This is a genomic window from Rhodocytophaga aerolata, from assembly GCF_030503435.1.
Taxonomy (GTDB): domain Bacteria; phylum Bacteroidota; class Bacteroidia; order Cytophagales; family 172606-1; genus Rhodocytophaga; species Rhodocytophaga aerolata.
Window position 1 is genome coordinate 202,092 of the sequence record NZ_JAUKPO010000010.1, and the last position, 23,704, is coordinate 225,795.

The 23,704-nt window shown below is 44.7% G+C and carries 19 protein-coding genes; 9 read left to right on the forward strand and 10 right to left on the reverse strand.

Features of this window, described 5'->3' with window-relative positions:
• Window positions 1-140 precede the first annotated feature (140 nt).
• Genes Q0590_RS18360 through Q0590_RS18380 form a run of 5 tightly spaced genes read right to left on the reverse strand, consistent with a single transcriptional unit; the run spans window position 141 to window position 5,031 of the window.
• Window positions 141-2,234 carry a sulfatase-like hydrolase/transferase gene (locus tag Q0590_RS18360; RefSeq protein ID WP_302039044.1) on the reverse strand — a complete coding sequence of 698 codons (2,094 nt, stop codon included), beginning with the start codon at window positions 2,232-2,234 and terminating at the stop codon, window positions 141-143.
• A 34-nt stretch (window positions 2,235-2,268) separates the two neighbouring features.
• Entirely contained in the window at window positions 2,269-2,574 is a 306-nt protein-coding gene (locus tag Q0590_RS18365) for a YrhB domain-containing protein (protein ID WP_302039045.1), read from the reverse strand.
• Between the two features lie 29 nt (window positions 2,575-2,603).
• Window positions 2,604-3,038 carry a hypothetical protein gene (locus Q0590_RS18370; protein ID WP_302039046.1) on the reverse strand — a complete coding sequence of 145 codons (435 nt, stop codon included), beginning with the start codon at window positions 3,036-3,038 and terminating at the stop codon, window positions 2,604-2,606.
• Window positions 3,035-3,406, reverse strand: coding sequence for a DUF6331 family protein (locus Q0590_RS18375; protein WP_302039047.1), 372 nt, complete (start codon window positions 3,404-3,406; stop codon window positions 3,035-3,037). The genes Q0590_RS18370 and Q0590_RS18375 overlap by 4 nt, the downstream gene beginning before the upstream one ends.
• 44 nt (window positions 3,407-3,450) lie before the next feature.
• Window positions 3,451-5,031, reverse strand: a complete 1,581-nt coding sequence (locus Q0590_RS18380) for an arylsulfatase (protein ID WP_302039048.1) — start codon at window positions 5,029-5,031, stop codon at window positions 3,451-3,453.
• Between the two features lie 218 nt (window positions 5,032-5,249).
• Here Q0590_RS18380 and Q0590_RS18385 point away from each other — a divergent pair, with 218 nt between their 5' ends.
• The 3 genes from Q0590_RS18385 (at window position 5,250) to Q0590_RS18395 (ending at window position 8,379) form a co-directional block, all read left to right on the forward strand.
• On the forward strand, window positions 5,250-5,996 hold the full coding sequence (locus Q0590_RS18385) for a glucosamine-6-phosphate deaminase (RefSeq protein ID WP_302039049.1): 747 nt from the start codon (window positions 5,250-5,252) through the stop codon (window positions 5,994-5,996).
• A 198-nt stretch (window positions 5,997-6,194) separates the two neighbouring features.
• On the forward strand, window positions 6,195-6,713 hold the full coding sequence (locus Q0590_RS18390) for an Npt1/Npt2 family nucleotide transporter (RefSeq protein WP_302039050.1): 519 nt from the start codon (window positions 6,195-6,197) through the stop codon (window positions 6,711-6,713).
• Between the two features lie 382 nt (window positions 6,714-7,095).
• Window positions 7,096-8,379 carry a dienelactone hydrolase family protein gene (locus Q0590_RS18395; RefSeq protein WP_302039051.1) on the forward strand — a complete coding sequence of 428 codons (1,284 nt, stop codon included), beginning with the start codon at window positions 7,096-7,098 and terminating at the stop codon, window positions 8,377-8,379.
• Between the two features lie 70 nt (window positions 8,380-8,449).
• On the opposite strand, the gene Q0590_RS18400 is transcribed toward Q0590_RS18395, so the two are convergent.
• The 3 genes from Q0590_RS18400 to ggt form a co-directional block, all read right to left on the reverse strand.
• Entirely contained in the window at window positions 8,450-9,994 is a 1,545-nt protein-coding gene (locus Q0590_RS18400; RefSeq protein WP_302039052.1) for a sensor histidine kinase, read from the reverse strand.
• A 330-nt stretch (window positions 9,995-10,324) separates the two neighbouring features.
• A complete protein-coding gene (locus Q0590_RS18405; RefSeq protein WP_302039053.1) occupies window positions 10,325-12,637 on the reverse strand; it encodes an OPT family oligopeptide transporter in 2,313 nt (770 codons plus the stop codon).
• A gap of 181 nt (window positions 12,638-12,818) precedes the next feature.
• The gene (gene ggt / locus Q0590_RS18410) at window positions 12,819-14,525 is read right to left on the reverse strand and encodes a gamma-glutamyltransferase (RefSeq protein ID WP_302039054.1); all 1,707 of its coding nucleotides are present in this window, start codon (window positions 14,523-14,525) and stop codon (window positions 12,819-12,821) included.
• A gap of 240 nt (window positions 14,526-14,765) precedes the next feature.
• Here ggt and Q0590_RS18415 point away from each other — a divergent pair, with 240 nt between their 5' ends.
• From Q0590_RS18415 to Q0590_RS18430, 4 genes are all read left to right on the forward strand, one after another.
• Window positions 14,766-15,371: an HAD family hydrolase gene (locus tag Q0590_RS18415; RefSeq protein WP_302039055.1), complete on the forward strand. Its 606-nt coding sequence runs from the start codon at window positions 14,766-14,768 to the stop codon at window positions 15,369-15,371.
• Between the two features lie 159 nt (window positions 15,372-15,530).
• A complete protein-coding gene (locus Q0590_RS18420) occupies window positions 15,531-16,094 on the forward strand; it encodes an NADPH-dependent FMN reductase (protein WP_302039056.1) in 564 nt (187 codons plus the stop codon).
• Window positions 16,095-16,239: 145 nt separating this feature from the next.
• Window positions 16,240-17,304, forward strand: a complete 1,065-nt coding sequence (locus Q0590_RS18425; RefSeq protein WP_302039057.1) for a GNAT family N-acetyltransferase — start codon at window positions 16,240-16,242, stop codon at window positions 17,302-17,304.
• Window positions 17,305-17,570: 266 nt separating this feature from the next.
• The gene (locus Q0590_RS18430) at window positions 17,571-19,235 is read left to right on the forward strand and encodes a carboxylesterase/lipase family protein (RefSeq protein ID WP_302039058.1); all 1,665 of its coding nucleotides are present in this window, start codon (window positions 17,571-17,573) and stop codon (window positions 19,233-19,235) included.
• A gap of 128 nt (window positions 19,236-19,363) precedes the next feature.
• Here Q0590_RS18430 and Q0590_RS18435 read toward each other — a convergent pair whose 3' ends face one another.
• Window positions 19,364-20,350 carry a sugar phosphate isomerase/epimerase family protein gene (locus tag Q0590_RS18435; protein ID WP_302039059.1) on the reverse strand — a complete coding sequence of 329 codons (987 nt, stop codon included), beginning with the start codon at window positions 20,348-20,350 and terminating at the stop codon, window positions 19,364-19,366.
• A 375-nt stretch (window positions 20,351-20,725) separates the two neighbouring features.
• Between Q0590_RS18435 and Q0590_RS18440 the strand changes: the two genes are divergently transcribed.
• Window positions 20,726-21,244, forward strand: coding sequence for a hypothetical protein (locus Q0590_RS18440; protein ID WP_302039060.1), 519 nt, complete (start codon window positions 20,726-20,728; stop codon window positions 21,242-21,244).
• A gap of 17 nt (window positions 21,245-21,261) precedes the next feature.
• Here the strand turns inward: Q0590_RS18440 and Q0590_RS18445 are convergent, their stop codons facing one another.
• Window positions 21,262-22,401 (reverse strand): acyltransferase family protein, encoded by a 1,140-nt coding sequence (locus Q0590_RS18445; RefSeq protein ID WP_302039061.1) that lies wholly within the window; start codon window positions 22,399-22,401, stop codon window positions 21,262-21,264.
• 228 nt (window positions 22,402-22,629) lie between these two features.
• Between Q0590_RS18445 and Q0590_RS18450 the strand changes: the two genes are divergently transcribed.
• On the forward strand, window positions 22,630-23,568 hold the full coding sequence (locus Q0590_RS18450; protein WP_302039062.1) for a PIG-L deacetylase family protein: 939 nt from the start codon (window positions 22,630-22,632) through the stop codon (window positions 23,566-23,568).
• The last annotated feature ends 136 nt before the right edge of the window (window positions 23,569-23,704 follow it).

Consider the following 23,704-nt stretch of genomic DNA (forward strand, 5'->3'; position numbering starts at 1 on the left):
ATTTATGAACCTTTTCCCTCTAAGTAACCTGTCTGATTATGTTTTTTTTATTTTTTTATCTACAAAATAGTTCGCTAAACCAAGATGTATATACCCCAATACATAACGGATTATGAAGGGTATGGCTGTATGAAGCTGTATTATAGCCCTGCTTTTGCCTGCTTGTTTTGATGAAATAACTGAGGAGAACCTATAGATTGCCTGGCTATTCCCGGACCACTCCATTGCAGCTGCAGCAAAGGTGTTCCTTTTTTTCCCCTGGCATAGGTAAGCGTAATAGGATGATATCCCTTCTCCAAAAGGATTACTGCTACTACTTCCTTTCCTGACTGGTAATTTTTATCTGCATCCAGCAAGGTCGCGTTATGTAGCCGCAGTACGGCTCCCCGGTCGGTTTGCAGGTAGAACGTATACTCCCCTGTCTGAGGTACTTTTACTACGCCTGTGTATTCTATTACTATATCTTCCTCTCTGGTACGGATATTCAGGTTTAGTTCTGGAGTGATTCCCGCTTGAGCTGGTTTAACTTCCAGGCTGGCTAGGTTGGGTGTCCAGGGAGTAGCCATTTCCAGCACCTGATACTGAAGGCCATTGCCTAGATCTGACACAGAATCTAATGCCGGAACAGGTAGGTTATCATAAGGCCGCACGGCACTGGTATCCGGGCGGCGAAGTTGCAGCACCCGGCTTTTCATGCGATTTTGCAGGCGAGTAAAATACATGCTGGTCCCAGCCAGATTCTTTGTTTCTTTGGCATCGGCCTTTGTATCATAGATTTGAAAATTGTCTCCAGGTGATTCTATATTGGTGCGGATTCCCTTGTAGCCATCCATATATATAACCTGCATTTCGCCATGTGGCTGCCCTTTATGAGAGGCATGAAACACTTCATACTCCGGTGTTTTTCCATCCACTTTATATTCAATGTACACCGTTCCTGGTTGCTGGTTGCCCTTGCCGGTAAGCAGGGGAAGCAGAGAAACCCCATCGGTATTGGCCGGGGCAGGTATACCGGCTAGCTGGGCGAAGGTAGACAGCCAGTCATGAAAGCCACTGGGTGTATCGTTACTGGCATTGGCGGCAATACGTTTGGGCCAGCGGACAAACGTAGGCACCCGGATTCCCCCTTCCCACACATCCCGCTTAATGCCATCCATAGGTCCGTAACTATCGAAAAAAACCGGGTCGTATTCACCATAGCCATACGATTCTTTATGCGGGCCATTATCGGAGGTAAAGACAATCAGGGTTTCTTCATCTATGTTGAGGTCTTGAAGTAGTTGTACGATGTCTCCTACCCCATCGTCAATCCGGCGAACCATGCTGGCGAAACGTTTCTGCACCTCCGGCCAGTTCTGGCTGGCATAATCCGGGTGAATATAGGTATCTACTGTATCCGTAACCGTATTGATGAACTTCCCTTTTTCATCTGTCCACTGTACGCCGCCCTTTACTCCACCGCCTTCCGGATAAGGAGAAGAAGCAATCTGTAAACCTGCATGGGGCGTATCATACGCCAGGTATAAGAAAAATGGCTGATCTGGGGTTGATTGCTCTTTTTCCATGATCCATTTCTTGGCAGCAGCCGTAAATAAATCGGTGGTATATACTCCTTTCAGTTGGCTGGAAATTTCTTCGTTATTCTGATATAGCTCTACCGGCGGACGCTCCAATGCCTGGTGGGCCGGATAATGGTTATGCCCGTCTTTGTGCCGCACATAGCCCAGAAAATAATCGAATCCCCGCTTGGTTGGGTAGGCTTCCCAGGTTTGCGGGCTGTTGCCGTTTAGTCCCTGCAAGCCCCATTTCCCAACCAGGCCCGTGGCATATCCGGCTTTTTTCAGCACAGTGGCTATGGTATGATTGTCGGCCAGGGCTTTATCGAATTGGTTGTTGCGGATATTGGCATGGCCCTGGTGAAGCCCCAGCATCAGGGAGGCACGGGAAGGTGCACAAACCGGAGCTGGCACATAATGGCGGGTAATTAACATGCCTTCTTGGGCTAGCCTATCCAGGTGAGGGGTCTGAAAATAGGGTTTTCCGGCCTTCTTCCGTTCATTCTGGAACAAGATTCCCAGATCGCCATAGCCCAGGTCGTCCGTCAAAATAAAAATAATATTAGGTGCTTTCTGTTTACTGGTGTTGGTATTTTGAGCTTTCTGTTCTGCGGTTTGCTGGCAACCAGCTATGGCAATACAGATAAAGCTTATAATAAGGCTGGTAAGTTTGTTCATTCTATAAAAGTATGTAAAACTGAATGTATCGTGGTTATTTCGCTTTTTCTATTTCTTCTTCATACTCTGCCATGTATTTTTCTATTGGATATGCTGTCCCAGTTAATTTCATTTCTCCCCTTTTTTTATTTACTATGATAGGAGCATTGCCTGCTACAGCATACCGCAATTCATTAGTTTCGAACCATAATTTAGAAGTATAGAAAAACACCCAATAGTTTTCTTTTTCTATAGTTTCACTATCTAAAATAATTAATTCATCGTCAGATGAAAGCTCACTTTTCCATAGATTACATACTATCTTATAGACATTTGCTTTTGCCTCCTCTATAGTTATCATTTAAGTATTTATCTTTTAATTATTATCCATTATTGTTCAGTCAATCTGCTGTAGTTCATTCCAAATTCTGCTTCAATAACGCGTATTGACTCAAAGTACCATAGTCCCGCATCACCTGTACCATTGGGAGCTATAGGTATTTCACTAATCAAATAGCCATTAGCTAATTCAATAAATGCTTTATCAAATCTTATCTCTTCTCTGAAGCAAATGATATCTGTAATAGGTTGATTAAGTAAACATCGAAAATTCTTTTTTAGTAACTTCCTGATACTTTCTGCTTCGACTGGGACTTCACCAACTTCAACTTCCAACTCTGGCTCCAGATCAGACAAAGGTATGCACACAACAAGGCCATTATCAAGAATAAGATAACTGTCAGATGTATCTAGTCCATATTGCTCCATGACATGATTTACTCGAATATCGATAATACTCCTGTCTATTAATTCTATCACTTTCATTTATCAATGTTCTTTATAATGTGATCAAGCAAAGTAAGAAACACCCGTTTATGAAATAGGATATTTAGCTTGTTACTAGAAATAACTTCCTCTTTAGCTGCTAAAATACTACTTCTTGTATTAACCAAATTCCTTAACAAGCTACCTTTATCTAATTCTCTGGTTGCTTTCTGAATGTTATCCGGCCAAAAATTAAAGGCATTTATTCCGCAGCATGCTGCTATACAGTCGGTCTCTAAATTTTTCCAAAGTTTATCGGTTGAGTTGAGAAATGGATCAATCTCTAATTCAGAGGCGTTTTTTTGATCAAAGTCAATCCATTCTATCCATACATCTTGACTAATAGAAATATTATTTATGTGTCCCACTTTCTTCTTTTGTATTGTTGAGCATCATTTATATTCAACCCCCCTCACGGATTCACCACCCCTGCTTCTCTGGCTTTTTGTTCATAGAGTTTCACCAAGTTCGCTACCTTTTGTGGGTTGGTTGTAGCCAGGTTACGTGTTTCGGTGCGGTCGTTTTCCATGTCATACAACTCCCAGGGAGCATTCTTTTCGGCTACCAGTTTCCATTTTCCCTGCCGGATGCCCCGGCTGCCAAAATGCTCCCATATCAATTCGCTATGGCCCTTCCATGGATTATTAGTAATCAGGGGTAGCCAGCTTTTGCCATCCAAGGCTTGCAAAGAATTGCCTTTGCCGGATGCAGGATAGGTAGTTCCGGCAATCTCCAGGCAGGTGGGCATAATATCCATAATGTGTGTAACATCGGGTACCAGCCTGGCTTTTTTGATGGCTGCCGGCCAGTGAATAATCAGCGGGCTGGCAATGCCTCCTTCATGGATATGCGACTTATACCGCCGGAATGGGGTATTACTGGCATGAGCCCAGCGGTTTTCATAGCCCACATACGATGTTTCATTGCCCACTTTGCCCGACAACTGTTCTTCCGTCATACCCTCTTTAAGCTTTTTAGTATAAATGTGTGGAATTTCTGCACAGCCGCCATTGTCTGCCAGAAAGAAAATTACCGTATTTTCCAGCTCTCCTTGCTCTTCTAACTTCCGGATGATTTTTCCTATTCCTTCATCCATAATACTTACCATAGCGGCATATACGGCCATCCGCCGGTCCCAATGCTCCTTGCGGGGTTCCGCTTCCCAGGCGGTTACCATAGAATCGCGGATAGACTGTGGCCATTTGGAGGAGATAATTCCCTCTTTCACTAATCTTCCGTACCGCTCTTTTCGAACCTGGTCCCATCCTTTGGTATAGCTTCCTAGGTACTTTTGCACATCTGCTTCCGGCGCGTGCAGCGGCCAGTGTGGGGCCGTATAAGCCAGATAGAGGAAATAAGGGTTGCCGGATGCATGCCCTTTATCTATAAATTGTAACGCTTTATCGGTATAGGCTCTGGTGGCATAAAAACCTTTCCCAGGCTTTATGCGGGTATTATTTTCCAGAAAGGTGCGGCCTTCATCGAGTGTATAAAAACTGCTGGCACCACTGATGAGTCCATAATATTCATCGAACCCCCGTTGCCTGGGCCAGTAAAGACTATCTTCGCCTACATGCCATTTACCTGACATATAGGTTTGGTATCCGGCCCCTTTCAGCGCTTCGGCCATAGTGAGTGTAGTAGGCAACAAATGGCCGGCATACGTCCCTGGTTCTACCATTTCGCCAATACCGGCTTTATGCGGATACTGGCCAGTCAGCAAAGAGGCTCTGGAAGGACAGCAGCGGGCCGCATTGTAAAACTGGGTAAACCGCAAGCCTTTTCTGCCCAGACGGTCCAGGTTGGGTGTGCGTATTTCTCCACCATAACAACCGATATCTGAAAAGCCCATATCATCTGCCATAATGAGAATAATATTAGGACGTTTACTGGCTGTTGCCGGCATTTGCGGCGATGAAGCAGCAGAAGCTAACAAAAGAATTAACAGCCAGCTGGCAAGGGTATAGTGTTTATTCCGGAAGAAAAAAGGCATTTTAGTTGGCTAAGGTTAGGCAAGTGTTGAATATAAGATAGTTTTCTTAATCAGATTTTTACACAGCAAGCTTCCAGTTGTTTGTATAGTAGTTTTCCAAGTTACCTGATGGATAACGGTCAATGTACGTGTGTAAAAATTTAAATTATCAGATTTGTATTACTTTCTCAACTATTTATATAATTTTCTCTCAGATATAAAGCTTAACTCTTGCCCATATGGAAGTAATCATTACAAGAAATCCACAGGAACTTGGCACACAAGCAGGTAATACAGCGGCTGATTTATTAGTAGAAGCTATCCGCTTGAAAGGGCATGCTTATCTCATTTTAGCCACCGGTACCAGCCAGTTTGAAACCTTGCAGCAATTAATCTCCCGGACTGATATTGACTGGAGAAAGGTAGTAATGTTCCATTTAGACGAATACATTGGTTTACCAATAACTGCCCCGGCTAGTTTCCGGAAATACCTGCAAGAACGGTTTCTGAATAAAGTTCCACCTTTGCAAGCTGTTCATCTGATCAATGGGGAAGCAAATCCGCAACAGGAATGCCAACAGTTGAATGAGATCATCAGCCGGCATCCCATAGATGTGGCGCTGGTGGGGGTTGGCGAAAATGGACACCTGGCGTTTAATGACCCTCCGGCAGATTTTGATACAGAAGTGCCCTATATTGTTGTAGAATTAGATGAACAATGCCGGAAGCAACAGTTAGGCGAGGGTTGGTTTGCTTCTCTGGAAGATGTACCCACGCAAGCGATTAGCATGTCTATCAGACAAATTTTGAAGTCGAAGCAGATTGTTTGTTCGGTTCCGGATGCCCGCAAAGCCCAGGCCGTAAAAAATTGCCTGGAAGGTCCGGTGGATAACCGCTATCCATCCAGTATCCTGCAACAACATCCGCATTGCTATTTTTATCTGGATGAGGCATCAGCCCAGTTATTAAGTAAGAAAGTGGGATAAACCAGGTACTTGTAGCTCAAGATACACGTCTATCTACTTGTATAACCATTTATACACTTTATATGGCATATTATGTTGAGATAGAGCAAATTAATACATTCCACCAAACGCTCTCCCGATATGGCTACTTCCCGTAAATGGTTAAACACCTTAGACTGCACCCTATATACAGTTGGGTTTATCAAACAGCATTATCTTATGATTCTCGCCTTGGGCCTGGTAGCTGCCTTTGGCCGGGCTATTCAGTTGAAGGCTTTTGGCCCTGTCAGTCCTTTGTCGCATACATTACTGGAAATTGTAATTGAATCATCCAGAATACTGTTGTTTTTGTACGTATTGGGGCTGTCTAACATCAGAAGCGGATTTTTAAAAATACTTCATTTATTTACGAATAAGCCCGGCCGCAGGCAAACCTGGCACACAGCCATCAGAACCATCCGCGGCAGATGGCTTGCCCTGCTGATTAACCTGGGTGTGTTTGCCTGTATTGCTTTTTTGTTCAATCTGTTTATTGACCATATTGCTTACCAAACTTGCCTGTTGCTTACCTTAAAAGATCATCAGGTAGTTGACCAACAAAGTTCTGCCTGGACAGTAATTCTGTTTTTCAAAAATCTTTCTGTCATTCCTTTCACTATTGTGTTTGAAGTGCTGTTTCTGTTATGGCTTACCAACCGCTTGCCTAAATCTGTAGCTTATAGTTCTTTTAGCAAATAATTACGTAATATTTAAGCTCAAACCTGTTAGGTTTTCAAAACCTAACAGGTTTCTACTTGAGTAATCATTCCTTGCAAAAGCTGTGCGGTTGTAAACCTATACTTGTCTGGCTGAGTATAGACTTTTGTTTTTTTATCAAATGGAAAACACGCTGCCTGGTATATACTAGATATTCTTCTATTTTCTTTGGTCATCTGATAAGCATTTTATAATTTCCCGGTGGACGGGAACCTCTATATTGGAATCATCTTTCCGGGTGATTTTTATGATGGAAAACCTTTGATACGTTTCCGCTCCCAGGCTTTGGAAAGCAGCTCGTGAATAATCTATAAATCACGTTCAACAGGGTAATCAGTAACCAAACCATAACCATTTTGACTGTATGGGAAACACCAGGCGGCACTTTATTAAACAGACAGCACTGGCCAGCATTAGCCTCTCCGGAAGTAGTTTGCTACCCAATGAACTTCGTATATTCGACAAACCCACTGACTCTATGCTTTCTGAAACTATTGTTGCCGACACTACGCCGAGCATGATTGGCGCTTATGGTCCATGGGCTGCCAAACGGCTAGATACTCAACTACCGGCTTTATCTTTCCGGAAAAAAGAATGGACAGACCTGGAGAAGTGGCGGGAAGCAGCTAAAACCCGTGTGTTGGAAAGATTGGCTGTTCCGGAAATAAGTGGCACGCCAGAAGTGAAAGTAAACAAGCAATATACCTACGACGGCTTACACATCGAAGAACTCAGCTGGCAGCTTCCCTATGGGCGGCCTACTGAAGCACTTTTACTTAAACCTGCTAATGCCAAAGGCCCACTTCCCGGAATTCTGGCCTTTCATGACCATGGGGGCAACAAGTACTTTGGCACCCGTAAGATTACCCGTACATCCGATAAACCACACACCCTGATACAAGCACATCAGGAACACTATTATAGCGGCCGGGCATGGGCTAACGAAATTGCCAAACAAGGCTATGTGGTACTGGTGTCGGATGCCTTTCCGTTTGCCAGCCGCCGGGTGCTGTTGCAGGATGTACCTACCGCTATCCGCCAGGGTTTAAGTGACCAGGACCCGGAAAATCCGAAGAATATTGAGGCGTATAACCAGTGGGCGAGTGAACATGAGCACATTATGGCTAAATCCTTATTTTGTGCAGGTACCACCTGGCCGGCCGTATTTTTTGCTGAAGACCAGAAAGCCCTGGATATCTTGTGTGCCCGTAAAGATGTGGATGCAAGCCGGATTGGTTGCGGAGGATTATCCGGAGGAGGCATGCGCTCGGTATACCTGGGCGGACTGGACCCCCGTATTAAATGTGCCGTAAGTGTAGGCTTTATGACTACCTGGAAAGACTTTGCCCTGCACAAATCCTATACCCATACCTGGATGATTTATGTACCCTTGCTGCCCAACGAGTTAGATTTTCCTGAAATTATGGCCTTACGTGCCCCACTGCCTACCCTGGTGCTGAACGATGAAGATGATAACTTGTTTACGATGCCGGAAATGAAAAGGGCAGATACGATCCTGGCAGAAGTATATAAAAAAGCAAATGCCGCCGACAAGTACAAATGCTCGTTCTACCCCGGTCCGCATAAGTTTGATACAGCTATGCAAAAAGAAGCGTTTGCCTGGTTTGATAAATGGCTAAAAAGCTAACGGCTGTTTTCTGAAAACTTGTTAAATTCTGGAAACCTAACCTGGTTGAATACGCCTTGCTAGCAAAAATTTAGGGTTGTTTTTTAGGGAAAAATACTTTGAATTCGGTGCCAACATCCGGTTTGCTGGCTACTTCTATACGCCCGTTTTTATTTTCGATGATCCGCTTTATCATATAAAGGCCTATGCCTGAGCCTTCCACATGGTTGTGAAACCGTTTAAATAACGAGAATAATTTAGCTTGCTGAGTCTCTGTTAAGCCTAAGCCATTATCTTTTACCGACAATACGATGTAAGCATCTTCTGCATAGGTACTGATTGTTATATGGAGCGGCCTGGCAGCTGAGCGGAACTTCATGGCATTGCTCAACAGATTATAAAGAATACTTCTCAGGTAAGCCCGGTTAAATTCAATATCCTCCACAGCTAAATTTTCTTCGAGTATAGCACCCGAATCAAGTAGCTGTTGCTCAACATCTAGTTTTATTTGGTGGAGTATTTCTTTAAACGAAATAGTTTCAGCACTTTGCTCTACATCCTTCTGAACTTTGGTAATCTCTGTCAGATTTGCGATGGTCTGCGTTAAATTTTCTATTGAGACATTCATCAGATCCAGGATTTTCTTTTCAGCAGGGCTTGCTTTCTGGTTTAGCTGTTTCTCCAGCACGGCAATGAGTCCTTGCAAGTTAGCAATGGGAGCTTTTAAATCGTGTGAAGCGGTGTAGATAAAATTATCAAGGTCTGTATTGATCTTGTGTAATTCTTTATTTTTTTGCATCAACTCTTCATTCCGGACCTTTTCTGTAAGGTCGCGCGTAATCTTAGAGTACCCGATCAGTCTGTTCTGCTCATTATAAATAGGTGTGATCAATACATTAGCCCAGAACGTGGAGCCGTTTTTGCGCAGCCGCCAGCCTTCATCTTCAAAGCGGCCATTTTCCTTGGCTTTTTTCAACTCATAGTCGGGAAACCGGTCGGCTATGGCCTGTGGCGGGTAAAATACCGAAAAATGCCGGCCAATAATCTGTTCGGATGTATAGCCGGTAATCCGCTCTGCGCCAATGTTCCAGCTGGTTACATGCCCATCCGTGCCAATCATAAAAATGGCATAATCCCGTATACCTTCAATAAGCAGGCGTGAGCGTTCTTCACTTTCGTACATCTCCTTGTTAGCCCGGATCAGCTTTTCTTCCAGTTTTTTCCGTTCTGTCAGGTCTCTGGTCACTTTGGAAAAGCCAATGTGTCTGTGCTCCTCATTAAATATAGCAGTAATCACCACATTGGCCCAGAACGTGGAGCCATCTTTACGCAGCCGCCAGCCTTCGTCTTCAAAACGGCCATCTTCTCTGGCTTTTTTCAACTCATAGTCGGGAAATTTATCTGCTATAGCTTGTGGCAGATAAAAGGCAGAAAAATGCCGGCCAATAATTTCTTCCGCTTTATAGCCTTTTATCCGTTCGGCACCAATATTCCAGGTAAGAATTTTTCCGGTAGTATCGAGCATAAAAATGGCATAGTCGCGCACACCCTCTACCATCAGTTTATAGACTGATTCACTGTTCTTTAGAATATTATTATTCTCTTTTACTAAATTTTCGTCATCGGTTTTACTCATAGTCTATAGATTGAACTGCCAGTAGTAGTAAAAACTTTTAACCCAATACGGATGAGGCTACTATAAAATTTTTTGCTCCACTATTTATAAACTATTTTGTTGGTTACTCTGAGCATCTAATCGGTCCGGACAGCTATCTGTTGCAACTCCATTAAAACCATTTCTGGTCAGTAAATCGGGTGTTCCGAAAGTGCCTGTATCAGGCTTAAGCACGTAAAATGGGCACAAATGTTTAACATTTCATAGCTTTTCAACGTAAAAGGTTTAATTTTTCCGCAGGCAGAGTCCGTTTTCTTCCAATCTGACAGCTACATACGCTATACAAAAAGTTTAATGACGGCTGCTTTTGCCTTGAAAAATACGTTCGAGGCCTGCATAATACAACAGCACTACCAACACCAGAAAAGGAAGCAGCGCCAGCCAGTCGGAATGGTTACCGGCATAAAATGGGTTATAGGCTTCCGACCAGCTGGTAAAAGATGCCATGGTGCCGCTTAAAAATTCTGTAGCCAGTGCCACCATAATACCTGCCAACGCGCCGCCCGCAATATAGCCAGATGCCAGCAGCACACCAGGACTTTTATCTGTTTCGGCAATTACTTCTTCTTCTGTCAGGTTGCGCCCCTGGAGCTTTCGTATCAAATCTTTATCCACCATCCAGCGTACCAATCCGCCCACAAAAATAGGTGCAGACACAGCGATGGGCAAATATAATCCTACAGCAAAAGCCAGGGAAGGAATGCCTGACAGTTCCAGTACGACAGCAATCATCACACCCAGCAGCACCAGGCTCCAGGGCAACTCCTGGCTGAGAATGCCTTTAATAATATAACTCATTAAAGTAGCTTTGGGTGCATTGTATTTGGTAACGGTGGTGCCATCTACCCGGGTACGGATGGTGCCATTAATGCCAGGATCTACCAGGTAGACAGGTTTGCCATCTGCATTGACTAAATAACGTCCGGTCTCCCCGTTTGCTTCTGTATTATGCCAAACATAGTATGAATTTGAATCTTTCAGGGAAGCATCTTCTACCTGCTCTTGTTTGGGTTCGCCCTCATGCTGCACCAGCTGACTGGCCTGCACCCGGAATTCGGTAGGAAACGTAGCTGCTGCCACTGGCACATATACGGTAGAGGCATTGTTAAGGCTGATCAGAATGGGACCTAAGACCAGGGCTGAAGCTAGGGCTCCGGTCAATATGGCAATTTGCTGCCTCCAGGGCGTACCGCCTACATGAAAGCCAGTTTTTAAGTCCTGGGAAGTAGTACCTCCGTTAGAAGCGGCAATGCAAACGATACCCCCTACGGAGAGAGCTGTAACAAAATAAGGATCAGGCTGTGTCCAGCCCAGGAGCAGAAACACCAGGCAGGTCAGCAGCAGGGTGGCTACAGTCATCCCGGAAATGGGGTTAGACGAGGAACCAATTTCGCCGGTTAAGCGGGAAGAAACGGTTACAAACAAAAAGCCAAAAAGAATAATCAGGATGGCTCCCAGGATGTTCATTTTCAGCGTAGGCACAATAGCTATCACAATCATTAAGGCCAGAATACCACCTACCACCCATTTCATGGAAAGATCCTGGTCTGTCCTTGGCAATTCTTCTTGTACCGTGTTTTTATTTCCTAGCCGGAAATCGGCAATACCCGACCGGATGCCATGGATAATTACCGGCAGTGAGCGGAATAAACTAATGATACCACCGGCGGCTACGGCACCTGCGCCAATGTAGAGAATATACGTACTTTGTATACTATCTTTTCCTTCCAGCGCCATGTCCCGGATCAGCAGGCCGGTAGCCGGGGTTACAGGCTCAGGTACGCCTGCTCCGAAAAACTTAATCATCGGAATAAGCACCAGGTAGGCCAGGGCACCTCCGGAAAACATAATTCCTGCTATTTTTGGCCCAATAATATAGCCCACGCCCAGCAAGGCCGGGTTATTTTCCAAAGAAATAGAACCTCCCTGGAATGGCGCACCAAACTCTTTGCCCGGCACGTCTTTCCAGCTCTTGAAAACCTGCATCAAGGTATTGAACAGAAAGCCCAGCCCAAACCCAATCCCAATTACTTTGCCTCCACTGTTTACCTTGTCATCAGTCATTATTTTTTCAGCCTCAATCGACATCTTTCTGGATTCTTCATTGGCTCCTGCTTTTAATACTTCGGCACAAGCCGTTCCTTCCGGATACTTCAGGTAGCCATGCTGATCTTTAATGAGGGCGCGGCGCAGGGGAATCATCATCAGAATGCCTAGCAAACCGCCCATAATGGCCACCATCGTTACCCGCCAGAACTCCAGATCGAAACCTAAAATCATAATGGCAGGCATGGTTACCCCCACGCCAAAGGCAATAGACTCCCCAGCACTTCCAGCTGTTTGCACAATGTTATGCTCTAAAATGGTGGCATCGCGCAAACCCAGTTTAGAGAGTACCCGGAAAAGTGTAATAGAAATAACAGCTACCGGAATAGATGCCGATACGGTGAGCCCTACTTTTAACACCAGATAGAGAGAAGAGGCACCAAAAACAATCCCCAGCAAGGTGCCTACAATGAGTGGAACCGGCGTGAGTTCACGCATTGTTTTTACACTGGCAGAGATATACGGGCGGAAGTTTGCTAGAAAAGGGTTGGTAGTCATAATATAATTAAAGCCTTAGTATACGTAATTTATCTGGCAACATGGGTGCAACTGCTCACTAATCAGCATAAACGGTAGCAGGTTGGTAATATATTGAATTCAACGCTTAGTTAACTATTTTATGAGTATTTACTAAAAATAACCTTCCGATTATGGAAACAGTATTTTGTTACTTATTTAGTTAATACCCGGCCGCCTGCCCGTCTTTACGCGACTCAGAAGCCCCATAATACACACCCGCTTTCCGCATAATGGCCTGATAGCCGCCAAAAAGACCATAGGCATAGGAAACTTTGTGGCCTAGTAACATCAGGTCGCGGATGGTTTCATAAGGGAAGCCAGATTCCAGATACAGGGTACCCACATCGTTTACATGGCCAAACCGGGCAAAGGTTCCTTCGTGGTATATTCTGGGAGCATCGCCGGCTTCCTGCAAATTCATACCAAAATCAATAATGTTCATCACCATCTGCACGTGGCCTTGTGGCTGCATATCGCCTCCCATCAGTCCAAAACTCATAAATGGTTTGCCTTCTCTGGTGATAAATGCCGGAATAATGGTATGGAACGGACGTTTGCCCGGTGCAAAGGCATTGATGTGATTTTCTGTAAGTTCATAGAACGAACCCCGGTTGTGCAACACAAAACCAAGTCCTTCCGGTACTTCCAGCGAACCAAATGGGGCCGCGTTACTTTGGATCAGCGAAACCATATTTCCGTCTTTATCGGCGACAGTCAGGTAAATGGTATGGCCGGCTATGGCAAGGCCTGGTTCGTAAATGCCTGCCTGTTTATCATTGATCAGTTTTCTGCGCCCGGCAGCGTATTCTTTGGAAAGCAGTTTAGGCAGCGGAATGGCATTAAATGCCGGGTCGCCGTAATAGGTAGCCAGGTCTTCGTAGGCTAGTTTTTTGGCCTCCGTGAAATAATGAATATGTTCTTTACTGCCAAAGCCTACCTTTGCCAGATCGTATCCTTCCAGAATATTCAATATTTGCAGTACCGAAATCCCTTGCCCGTTGGGTGGCAGCTCCCATACATCATATCCGCGGTAGTTGGTAGAAACCGGGTCTACCCACTCTGATTTGTGACTTGCTAAATCGTCGGTACTGAGAAATCCGCCTTCCTGCTTAATATGTGCGGCAATTTTCTGGGCTACTTCTCCTATATAATATCCATCTCTTCCCTTTTTGCTGATCATCTCCAGGGTACGGGCCAGTTCCGGGTTTTTATACAGGTCACCCTTCACCGGAAAAGCACCGTTTTTCATATATTGTTTCTTGAAATTAGAAAACTTGCCTGCATCCTTCAACCCAATTCTGCTCAGCAACTGGGGCTCTATCATCAGGTCGGCTACTTCCTGCGTAATGGGGACACCAGCTTTGGCATACGCAATGGTTGGGGCCAGAATTTGATCTAAGGGTATTTTACCGAATTTCTTGTTTAGCTCCACCCACCCATCTACGCAACCAGGAACAGTTACCGATAAGGGCCCCATAGCCGGCACTCGGGCATAGCCTTTCTCTTTAAAATACGCCAGGGTTACGCCTTTCGGAGAACGGCCGCTGGCATTAAGGCCATACAATTTGTTTGTTTTGGCATCCCACACTACGGCAAACAAATCGCCGCCAATCCCATTCATGGCCGGATCTGCCAGCCCTAGAAAGGCATTGGCAGCAATAGCGGCATCTACCGCCGAACCTCCTTTTTTAAGGATATCCAGGCCTATCTGGGTGGCCAGGGGATGATTGGTAGCCACCATGCCATTGACCGCTAGCACTTCTGACCTGGTAGCAAATGATTTACCGGAAGTCCGGTCCTGGGCTTTTAGCAGGGAAGTCATACCCATGAGTAATAAGGGCAAAAGGAAGAAGTATAGCTGTTTCATAGTTCATGGAGGTTGATTGGCTGTAAATCAGGTATTACCCGGTTGCTGCCTCATTCAAGCGGTAAAATATGCTAATTAATGCGTACAATACCTACAATTGAACCTGAAAAATCCCAGATGCTTCTTACCTGATCCTCTTACAGTGGCTTACCTATGAATGAGGCTTACTTACACAAGTAATTTTCACCCATTTACACCGCAGCTATGGTATGTGTAGGGAGATCCTGTTAAATTTGCGGGATGATTAACACAATTATTTTTGACCTCGGCGCCGTACTGATTGACTGGAATCCGCACTACTTGTATAAAAAGCTTTTTACGGAAGAAATCCAGATGCTGCATTTTCTCCAGAACATTTGTACTCCCGCCTGGAATGAAGAGCAGGATGGCGGCCGTCCGTTACAGGAAGCCACCGACCTGCTGGTAAACCAATATCCGGAACACGCCCAAAATATCCGCCATTTTTATGGAAGATGGGAAGAAATGCTGGGTGGCGCCATTGAAGGAACGGTGGATATTTTTAAAGAGCTGAAAGAAAAAGACACCTATAGGTTTTATGCCCTCACCAACTGGTCTGCCGAAACATTTCCTATTGCCCGGCAGCGGTTTGAATTTTTAAGCTGGTTTGATGGCATTGTGGTATCCGGCACAGAAAAGAACCGGAAACCTTTTGCCAGCTTTTATCAGCTACTGCTCGACAGATATGCCATAAAGCCTCAGCATGCCTTGTTTATTGATGATAACCTGCGCAATATTCAGGCTGCCGAACAGCTAGGCATACAAACGGTGCATTTTCTTTCTCCGGTGCAACTGAGGGAAACTCTTACAGAAAAAGGGATTTTATAGAACATCCATTTTTTCTGTAAGAGCTGTATTTTTTGCTATTTTCTTAGAATAAACACGAATATTCTAACAATCAAAAGTGTCAGTAAATTTTATTCTATCTAATGTTGTTATGCTTCCGTAGAAGGAATAAACAAGTAAGTAGAATCAAAATTTCAGATTATGAACATAGAAATAGTATCAGGAAGTCCCAGAAAAGACAGTCTATCTCACCGGGTAGCCCTTTTTTTACAGCAGTATCTTACAGAAAAAACAGACCATACAGTAACTATTCTAGATGTACGGGAGTGGAATATTCCCATATTATTACAGGGAGTAATTACCAGTCCGGAGAAGGCACCGGAGCCGTTAAAGCCGCTGGCCAAACGGATGTTTGAAGCCGATGCCTTTATTATGGTTTCCCCGGAATACAATGGCAGTTATACCCCAGCTATGAAAAACCTGTTTGATCATTTTCCTAAACAACCCCACAAAGGCTTTGGCATTGTTACCGCATCGCCTGGGGCCCTAGGTGGCATACGGGCAAGCCAGCAAATGCAATTACTCATTAATGCCTTATTTGGAATTGCTTCACCGTATATGCTCGTTACCCCACAGGTAGATAAAAAATTTGATGCCAACGGAAATTTACTCGACGAATCGTTCAGAAGTTCTATAGACCAGTTTGTTAAGGAATACCTATGGCTGGCAGAAAGCCTGGTGCCAGAATATAAAGCTGTAGGCTAAGTTATTCTCTCCTATTTTTTAAAGCTCTTTGTCTATACCTGGCTATACAAAGAGCTTTTTTGTTTATTTGCCTTTGCAAGAAATATGCTGCTTCCTGTACAAGGGCATACCAGGTATGCTCCTCATAGCAATTACCCAGACCTGTATGAAACCACCTACCTATGAGTGTATCTATTCAAAAGGAAATGTCCGCATTACGGTAAGTCCTACCTGTAGCCCTGATGCCCTCATGTTGTTAACGAACACCATCTATGGCACTTCCGGACCCAGGTATCAGTCTATAAGTCAGGAGAGCAAAATAAAGGATATCACCCATGCTCATTTTTTTGAGTTAACAGAAGATCAAACGGTGGTAGGTACATATTGTCTTTCCGGACGTGTTGTGAAGATTGCTGAAGGAACTGTAGATAGCTTTTATGGCAGGCTATTAGCCGTAAACCCTTCCTTCGCCGGAAAAGGCTATGGCAGCTTGCTTAAACGGGAGGCGGTTCGCTTTATTGAACGTGCCGTTAGTCAACCTCACATATTTTATTCCTATCTGGAAGAATCCAATAGCCGGTCTATGCGAATATCGAATAAAGAGAATTTTACCAGTATTGGCCTCCTGGAAGCAATTGTTTTTAGCCGGTTGTATCCCAAAAAGGATGCTAGCGTGGTTCAACTGCAAGATGAAGAATTTGCCAGCCTGCTTCCTGTACTCCAGGAAACCTATAAAAAGTATACCCTCGTCCACTTCGACCAGGTATTTTATAACCAGCACTATTTTGTATGGAAGGAAAAAGGTAAAATTATTGCCGGGGTGCAAGCCAATCCGGTGTCATGGCGGATCGTGGATATGCCCGGCATAGGAGGTAAACTTATTATGCATGTACTCCCCCATATCCCAGTACTCAAGCAGCTTATCAATCCTGTACAGCACCGTTTTCTGGCTTTGGAAGCCTTATTTGTACAACCAGGGTATAATCATGTAGTAATTCCGATGCTAGAGAGTGTCCTACATCATTTCCAGGTCAGCTCTGCATTGTACCTGCTCGATACACATTCTCCCCTTATGAAGCAATTAAAAGAATCAGGTAAACTGGGCATTATGAATTCTCTGAAGCAGCACATTCATACGCATGTGATGGCCAAGACCAATGGAATTTCTATCGGACAGCTTAAGCAATATCCAGATCAACCTATTTACACCTCTGCATTCGATTATACCTAAAGCTATAATAGTGCTAATCACAAATAGCAGCCGTTTATGCCCTTATAACCTAATGTGGCTGTTAACTGGCAAAGCTGTATAGATTTTAGGAGGTTAATTTACCTTTACAAGCAATTAATTCTCAATAAAGGTTTTCAAAAATGTATGAGAAAAACATCTCCCTTCGTATATTGTACAATTTATAGAATAGTTTGACTGATTAGGAGGCAACAATATGGCTAACCATCAGGCTTTTTTATACATGATCAACCCTTAAACTCTACACAATGGCAAATACCCGCAGAAACTTTCTCCAGAAACTTGGTTTTGGTACCACGGCTCTGGGGCTAACTTCAGCCCTTCCCTTAGCGGCTACAACTTCCGAACACACACAAGCAGCGGAAGATGGACAAGTTCTTTTTATCGGCGATAATATAGCAATAGCCAATACCCAATATGGCAAAGTCAGGGGATTCATCTTACGGGGAATCCATACATTTTTAGGTATACCCTACGGAGCCGATACCTCCGGGGCAAACCGCTTTATGCCTCCCCAGAAACCTGCTTCCTGGACAGAGGTAAAACCCGCTATCTGGTGGGGAAATACTGCTCCACAGAACATGGAGAACCGCTATGCGAATGCTTACAGCTCATTTATTGACCACTGGAATTATGATGATGTCAGTGAAGATTGTTTGCGGATTAATGTGTGGACGCCTGCTATTGATACAAAAAAACGGCCAGTGATTGTGTGGCTGCATGGTGGAGGCTTTACAAATGGCAATGGCATTGAACAGGATGGCTACAACGGAGAAAATCTGACCAGGTGGGGTGATATTGTATTTTGTTCACTCAATCACCGGCTGGGGCCTATGGGCTTTGCTAATTTTGCAGGAGCTGGCGGCGAAAAATATGCGGCTTCCGGCAATGTAGGTATGTTCGATATAGTGGCTGCCCTGGAATGGGTAAAAAACAATATTTCCAATTTTGGCGGCGATCCGGGCAATGTAACGATTATTGGCCAGTCCGGCGGGGGAGTGAAAGTAAGCACGCTAACCGCCATGCCTTCGGCCAAAGGATTATTTCATAAAGCAGTGGTGCTGAGTGGCGCTTCGTTACGGGCAACCGACAAAGAGGTGTCTGAAAAACTGGGAACCTATATCTTGCAGGAGGCCGGGTTAACCGCTGCCCAGGTAGACAAACTTCAGCAGTTGCCCTGGAAAGAATACTATGACATTGCCAGCCGGGCAAGCAAAAAACTATCCGATGAACTAAAGGCACAAGGAAAACGCGGAGGCGGCTGGAGCCCTGTGGCCGATGGCAAATTTCTACCTCAACATCCCTATGACCCTGCCCCTACTCCGCTAGCGGCGGACATTCCCATGATTATCTGCACCACATTTAATGAAGCATCTCCCAGCCGTACGGATTCTTCCCTGGAGACGATTTCGCTGGATGGGGTAAAAGAGAAATTGAAAGAGCGGTTTGGTGAAGATGCCGGAAAAATAGCCGATGCCTATGCTAAAGCGTTCCCGGAGAAAAAGCCTATTGAAATATGGTCGATGGCGATCAGTAACCGGCAAAATGCCGTAGCCCTGGCCACAGCCAAGTCCAAGCAACAGGCTCCTGTGTACCTGGCCTGGTTCGGATGGCAGCCTCCCCTGTTCGACAACCGGATGCGTGCTTTCCATTGCAGTGATATTTGCTTCTGGTTCTATAATACCGACCTAATGCTCACCCACACTGGCGGCGGGGCAAGACCCAGAAAACTTTCCGAGAAAATGGCGGACTCTTTCCTGAAGTTTGCCCGTACCGGCAACCCTAACGGCGGCGGACTCCCAACCTGGCCTAAATTCACTGCCCAGAATGGAGAAACCATGATTCTGGATGATACACCGGTAGTAAAAAACGACCCAGACAGAAGTGCCAGAATGGCTTTGCCTGTGGTGTAAGCTTGCTGTTTACTATAGATTTGAATATTGAACAAGGAATGTTGAATAAAGAAGTTTTTACTTTAGCATCTAACATTCCTTGTCTTCTTGTTTAGCTTGCCAACAAATCAGAAATAATGAAGTATTTCTTATGCAGGTGTAGTAAAAGCTTTCCGGAGCACAGCCAGGCTTTTGGGAACGGCGGTGGCGGCATCTTCTTTTCCTTCCATTTCCAGAGAGACATAGCCTTTGAAATTAGCTTTCCGCAGGATATTAGCAATCCGCCCATAATCCAGGTCTAAAGTGTACCAGTTGCCGCCGCCATAATAGGTTTTAGCTTGTACAATGGTGGCATAGGGAGCCAGCTTCTCAAACTGGGAATACGGATCTCCGGCAAAGTTGCCAGTATCTACATTCATACCCATAGCCGGTGAACTTGCATGTGCCTGGTAGATTCTTAGCAAGCCTTCGACTTGAGTGGTTAAGCCCCAGTGATTCTCTATCGCCAGAATAACGCCGGCTTTTTCTGCTTCTTTTAAACATTCGCCTACTGCATCAATACACCATTTAAACGCATCATCATCGGTATAGCCTGGCAAAGGTGCTTCTTTTCCACGTACTTTCATCAGCTCATCGAAGGTACCAGCCGTATTCCAGCGTCCGGAATTTAAGCGAATACACGGAATACCCATTTGAGTAGCCAGGCCAATACATTTAATGGTATGGTCTATGTCTTTCTTGCGTTCAGCTGCATCTGGCTTCACAAAATTCTGGTGGATAGACAGCATGGGCAAGGCCAGTCCCCGTTCAAAAGCCATCCGTTTGAGTTTATTCATATAGGGAATGGTTTCGTTGTCCATCTGCCGGTGCAAAATTTCTACGCCATCAAAGCCAAGCTTCGCGGCCTCCTCAATTACTTTTTCTACCGGGTATTTTGGCTCTCTAAAATGCCAGTAGGAATAGGTGGATACACTGATACGGATAGGTTGGGCAGCGGGAGCAGGGGCATTTTTTTCTGCTGAAGCCAGCATAGCAGGTGCTCCAACAGCCGCAACACTTACTAATCCTGCTTTCTTTAGCCACTCCCGTCTGGAAGAGGTTGATTCACTTTCTAAGGAAGGTATGGGAGTATGCATAGGTATGAAAAGATTGGGTTAGGTGGAACAAGATAAAAATAAGTAAAGGTTTTTTATTTATAATATAGCCAGGCTTTTCAGGCAATTATTTTTCTTTTCCTGGGCATAAGCCACCCCAATAACCCTCTTACTACATTATCTCTTTTCTCATCCGGGTGCCAGGCATGGTTTACTTTTAAGAGGGTTTCACATTAAGCCATATACAAACAAACTATTTAAAATGAGAACTTTACTACACTCCATTCAACATATAATTACCTATTTTGTCAACACTGTAATGGCGAATAATCAGCTTTGTGCAAAGCCAATCTGTGTTGTTACTTCGGATATATCGAAAATAAGAACCACCTCCAAAGAACATTACTCCCATCTCTTATGAAACGCATGTACAGGCTGTTAATCCTTGCATGGATGGGCAGCCTTTTATTGTATAGTCATACTACCTTTTCTCAACGTGTGGAAGCCAGAAATGCCCTATACCTGGAAATGGGCGGAAATGCGTACATCTATTCCTTAAATTATGAGCGGATTTTTCTGCCAGAAAAGTATATAAAAGTAGGTGCACGGGCAGGTATCAGTCTATTACCAAAAAACAACCTTACCGCCCCTTACCCAATAGTTCCTCTGGAAGTACTCGCGTTCACTGGTAAACGCAACCATCATTTTGAAACTGGTATCGGACTAACCCCTTTTGTAGGATATGTAACCTATGCAGGAGCAAGAGGAAGCGACTACGAGCGGGAAAGACTGCAGGCCGCCACAACGTTTAGACTTGGGTACCGGTACCAGAAACCTGAGGGTGGATTTATGCTACGGGCCGGGTATATGCCCATCCTTAATCCGGATGGCTATATGATATTCTGGGCTGGCATCAGTATCGGAAAAAGTTTCTAGCAAGTTTACTGCCTACATCATACGCGTATATAAATCTTACGCTTATCCAGGATATAGCCGGCTACCCAGCAGAGTAGCATAAAGGCCACAGCAAACAAGAACGAACCCAGGTAATCGCCTACCGGCTGGAATACGGTCTGGTAAATAACTCCATACATACTTTGCCCGTTTACCCGGAAAAAAGACAGCAGAATTGCCAGCACTTCCGATAACAGGTAAATAAATAATGGATTCTTGCCAAATACCTGGAAGAAATAATTCCATTGGGTACTCCTGCGGAAATCTATTACATATACCAGCAAGGCTAGCAAAATACAATCTATGGCTACTGTCAGCACCACAAACGAACTGGTCCATAACTTTTTGTTGATCGGAAAAACCAGATCCCAGGCATAAGCTACTGCCAGCAGTACACAGCCCACGATTAACAGTTTGGCCAGGGTTTCATAACTTCTGCCTTTCTGCTGCAAAAAATAACCGGCAGCATATCCGGCTGTTACATTGGCAATAGCCGGAAGCGTGCTTAATAATCCTTCCGGATCAAAGGGAGTACCTTGTTTAAGATACAAATGATTGGGGCCCAGTAGCCAGACATCTAGCTTCGATACAGCATTGCCCTCGAGTAAGTACTGGCTTCCGGTATCTCCAAAAATAAATAGCAGTGCCCAGTAGGCAAACAACCCGGCCACTGATATCAGCAAAGCTCTTTTCCAGCCAGTGTAATAGATCAATAAAGAGGCAGCAGCATAACAGAGGGCAATCCGTTGAAGCACGCCAAACACCCTGGTATTTTCAAATGGATTGGCTGCCAGTTGGCCGGTTTCATTCCAGTGTACAAAGGGAAACCAGTACATCAGATAGCCGAGCAAAAAAATTAACAAGGTCCGCTTAAAAATTTTACCCAGCACCTGTGCCTGTGTGAGTTGTTGAAAGCGTGCAGTAGCAAAGATCAGTGCATTACCCACCGCAAACAGAAAGGAAGGAAACACCAGGTCGGTAGGCGTAAATCCGTGCCAGCTGGCATGATGTAAAGGACTATAACTAGTATCTCCATTCCCTGGCGTGTTCACAATAATCATAAAGCAAACCGTAATTCCGCGGAAAACATCCAGTGCCGTGAAGCGCTGTGTTGCGGTCGTTTGAAGGGTGATGGACATACGCTGGGTTAACTAATGCTGACACTCAAAAGCCTGAAGTTTTGAAAATACAAATTCCTTTTCTAAATAAAAGCCTTGCTGTTAAATAAAATTTACTAACGTGTGCCCTGCTTTCCGCTTTATAAACAATCCAACAGAAAACATAAAATAAATTGGAAATCTGTAGCAGTTGTACTTGCTTATTGCTTATATTTTACCCGTCATTCCTTACTCCCTATTACTGCGTATATGAAAAAAATTACTACTATTCTTTGTGCCGCCAGGCAGGGGCAAGCCCGGATAAATGCAGGTATAAAGGTTATTTGCTTATTACTGTTAGGTATTTCACAGCTAACTATGGCCCAGACAGATGCCAGCAAAGTACGGATTATTATGATCGGTGCCCACCCGGATGATTGTGATATGAAAGGCGGAGGTACAGCAGCCATTCTCTCTTCTATGGGCCATGCCGTTAAGTTTGTTTCGGTAACCAATGGAGATGCCGGCCACCAGAACGACAAAGGCGCATCGCTGGCTAAACGCCGGTTTGCCGAAGCCCAGGAAGCTGGTAAACGGTTTGGTGTAACCTACGATGTGTTAAACAATCATGATGGAGAACTACTGCCCACGTTGGAGGTCCGCCTCCAGATCATCAAAAAAATCCGGGAATGGAATGCCGATGTGGTCATTGCTCCGCGCCCCAATGACTACCATCCCGACCACCGCTACACCGGCATTTTAGTGCAGGATGCAGCCTATATGGTGGCTGTTCCCAATGTGGCCCCGGAAACTCCTCCCCTGAAAAAAAACCCGATATTCCTCTATTTTCAGGATTCTTTTGAACGGCCCAATCCTTTCCGCCCGGATGTAGCTGTGGATATTTCCAAGGTATTTACCCAGAAAATACATGCCATGGATGCACACGAGTCGCAGATGTATGAGTGGCTGCCCTGGATCGGGAACCATGCGTCGGATGTACCCAAAAACAAAGCAGACCGGGAAAAATGGCTGGCTCAAACACGGACCGTAAAAATTACCCCGGAAGTGAGAAAATCGCTGGAGAAATGGTATGGAGCAGAAAAAGCAGCCCAGGTGCAGCATGCCGAATCTTTCGAAATATGCGAATATGGCGCCCGGCCAACCGAGGCAGATATAAAACGGTTATTCCCTATGCTGGGCAGTAACTAGTAGTAAACGCTTAAACAATGGAATGGATCTGGATATTTAGAAGATGTTTAAAAAGTAGAGAGGCAGAAATTGCAAGAATGATAATTGAACAAAAAAGGGAATCAGCTAATAACTTAGTGTGACCAAACAACAAAGT